Below are 3023 nucleotides of genomic sequence, written 5' to 3' on the forward strand. Positions count from 1 at the left end.
CGGCTTTTTTATTGTCTATGATGAAGGATTGACAGTAGACAGAGGCATGCGTTTGGACGTGCTATCGTCATGCTCAGCTTTGAAATTTTGGATTGATAGAACTGGTGAGATCTAAACGGGTCTATAAGTACTGAAGAAGTGTGAGTATCTTGAAGTATTCTGTTACTTTTTAGTGCAACTCAATGGTGCTATTTGTATGTGTTCAGTTGTTTATTTGAGTGGGTGTCTGATTCTGTGATTAGCGATGAAAAATAATAAAGATTAATTAGCACAGCTATTGATAAACTTATTGTTACTTTTCTTTGCACATAAAAAAACACCGCCCATAAGGCGGTGTAAACAAATTTGACAGACAGGTCAAAATAAATACAGGAAGTACATGCCTCGTTTCAGTATAGAACTGCAACAAAACATTTGGTAGAACTCTACCCAACTCGAAAAGAACGAGTTTGCAAACACAACATCGCAGGAGCTAAACCAATTGATTCTAGAGAGAATCAAGCCGTTCAGGCTAGCTGCTGCGGGATGAAATATAGAATTTCTCTGGCCGCTAGGCAATGGACAAATTATAATGTTTCAGATAAAAAAAACTAATGCTTATTTAGAGAGTAACTATGTCTCGTCGATTACCCCCATTAAACTCGCTAAGAGTGTTTGAAGCCGCGGCTCGACACTTGAGTTTTACGCGTGCCGCAGAAGAGTTGTTTGTTACTCAAGCCGCGGTCAGTCATCAGATCAAAGCGCTTGAAGAATTCTTATCTTTGAAGCTGTTTCGTCGAAGAAACCGCTCTTTGCTGCTGACTGAAGAAGGTCAAAGCTACTTCTTGGATATCAAAGATATTTTCACATCACTGGCAGAAGCGACAGACAAAGTGCTTGAGCGAAGTGAGAAGGGCGCATTGACCATCAGTTTGCCGCCGAGTTTTGCTATTCAATGGTTGGTACCAAGGCTCGCTGACTTTAATCAGCAAGAACCTGATATTGATGTAAGAATCAAAGCCGTTGATATGGATGAAGGCTCGTTGACCGATGATGTAGACGTGGCTATTTACTATGGCCGAGGGAATTGGTCGGGGCTCAGAGCCGATAAACTTTACCAAGAATACTTAATTCCTCTTTGCTCACCTTCCGTGCTGCTAGGAGCTAAACCTTTAGAATCTCTCAGTGATTTGGCATGTCATACGCTACTGCATGATACATCTCGAAAGGATTGGAAACAGTTTGCTAAGCAAAATGGTATTGATGGGGTAAACGTTAATCATGGCCCTATCTTCAGTCATTCAACCATGGTATTGCAGGCGGCCGCTCACGGGCAAGGTATTGCTTTGGGTAATAATGTGTTGGCGCAACCTGAAATCGAAGCAGGTCGTTTGATTGCCCCTTTTGATGAAGTGTTGGTAAGTAAGAACGCCTTCTATGTAGTGTGTCATGAGAAACAAGCTGACATGGGGCGTATTGCGACTTTCCGTGATTGGATGTTGGCGAAAGCGCAAAGTGAACAAGAGGACTTACTTGATGAATAACCTCATCATTGATGGTGAAGACAACCCAATAACCTTTATCTTTGCACATGGTGCTGGCGCAGGTATGGATCATGAGTTCATGCAGTCGGTAGCAAAAGGGTTGGCGTTTAAAGGGATACGAGTGATTCGTTTTAATTTCCCTTACATGATCAAACGTGCTGAAGATGGTAAGCGTCGTCCACCTGATCGAGCCCCTAAACTGCTCGAAGCTTACCAAGATATTATCGGACAGGTAGATGCCGATAAGCTTGTGATTGGCGGTAAGTCGATGGGAGGACGTATGGCGAGCCATTTGTCTGAAGTTGATAAGGTGGCTGCAATGGCCTGTTTAGGCTTTCCTTTCCATCCGCCAGGCAAACCAGAGAAATACAAAGGTGAGCACTTGGCTGAGTTAGCAAAGCCGTGTCTTATTCTACAAGGTGAGCGCGATACCTTTGGTAAGCGAGAAGAGTTTGCTGATTTCGACCTGTCGGATTCGATTCGTGTTGAGTTTATTCCTGATGGCGATCACAGCTTTAAGCCTCGTAAGAGCTCTGGCTACACCGAACAGCAGAACATAGCGTTAACCGTTGAGAAACTATCGGCGTTTATCAAAGAGGTGCTTAATGAGAAGTAAGTATTTACTCACTTTTGCAGGTATCTCTGGCGCAATAGCCGTAATGCTAGGTGCCTTCGCCGCTCACGGGTTAAAAGCTGTCTTGCCAGAGTATCTGCTAGGCGTGTTTGAGACAGGTGTTCAGTACCAGTTTATCCATACACTAGCAATATTGGCGTGTGGTGCACTGCTGCAGATGAAACTTGGCGCTAAATCACAAAAATATTTTTTCATTGCGGCAATTTGCTTTATCATCGGCATCCTTTGTTTTAGTGGCAGCCTTTATGGCTTAGCACTGACAGGAATAAAATGGTTTGGCCCTATAACACCGTTTGGTGGTCTACTATTTATCATTGGTTGGGGAGTCTTCTCCTTCGCTGCTTTGAATATAAAAGAGGTAACTCAGTGAAACACGTACTACTTTATTGTCGCTCTGGTTTTGAAAAAGAATGTGCTGGCGAAATTCAAGACAAGGCAACACAACTGGAAGTGTTTGGTTTTCCTCGCTTAAAGAACAATACAGGCTTTGTATTGTTTGAATGTTATCAAGCAGGCGAAGCCGATAAACTGGTAAAAGAGATCGACTTCCAATCGTTGATCTTTGCTCGTCAAATGATCGCGGTAGCGGTTGAAATCAAAGATCTGCCGACTGATGATCGTATTTCTCCAATTCTTGAGGCGCTTTCTGAGAAAGAAGGTTTCCCACGTTGTGGCGATATCCGTATTGAAACACCTGACACCAATGAAGCGAAAGAGCTTTTGAAGTTCTGCCGTAAGTTTACTGTGCCAATGCGTCAAGCAATGCGCGGTAAAGGGCTGATGACAGCGAAAGACAATGTTAAGAAGCCTGTGCTTCACTTATGTTTTATCGCGCCGGGTCACTGTTTTGTTGGTTACTCTTACCC

Annotated in this window: 4 protein-coding genes; all 4 read left to right on the forward strand. The window is 43.4% G+C overall.

The window, feature by feature from the left end; genetic code table 11:
- Positions 1-614: 614 nt before the first annotated feature.
- Complete coding sequence (locus AB4496_RS10650; protein ID WP_017063339.1) at positions 615-1523, forward strand: transcriptional regulator GcvA; 909 nt, start codon at positions 615-617, stop codon at positions 1521-1523.
- Positions 1516-2139 carry an alpha/beta fold hydrolase gene (locus tag AB4496_RS10655; RefSeq protein WP_017069501.1) on the forward strand — a complete coding sequence of 208 codons (624 nt, stop codon included), beginning with the start codon at positions 1516-1518 and terminating at the stop codon, positions 2137-2139. The genes AB4496_RS10650 and AB4496_RS10655 overlap by 8 nt, the downstream gene beginning before the upstream one ends.
- Positions 2129-2527: a DUF423 domain-containing protein gene (locus tag AB4496_RS10660; protein ID WP_017069500.1), complete on the forward strand. Its 399-nt coding sequence runs from the start codon at positions 2129-2131 to the stop codon at positions 2525-2527. Before AB4496_RS10655 ends, AB4496_RS10660 begins: the two co-directional genes overlap by 11 nt.
- Positions 2524-3023 (forward strand): 23S rRNA (cytidine(2498)-2'-O)-methyltransferase RlmM (gene rlmM, locus AB4496_RS10665; protein WP_372130929.1); only part of this gene is annotated, 500 nt, incomplete at its 3' end. The genes AB4496_RS10660 and rlmM, both read left to right, overlap by 4 nt.

The sequence above is a fragment of the Vibrio sp. 10N.222.46.A1 genome (assembly GCF_041473595.1).
GTDB lineage: Bacteria > Pseudomonadota > Gammaproteobacteria > Enterobacterales > Vibrionaceae > Vibrio > Vibrio tasmaniensis_A.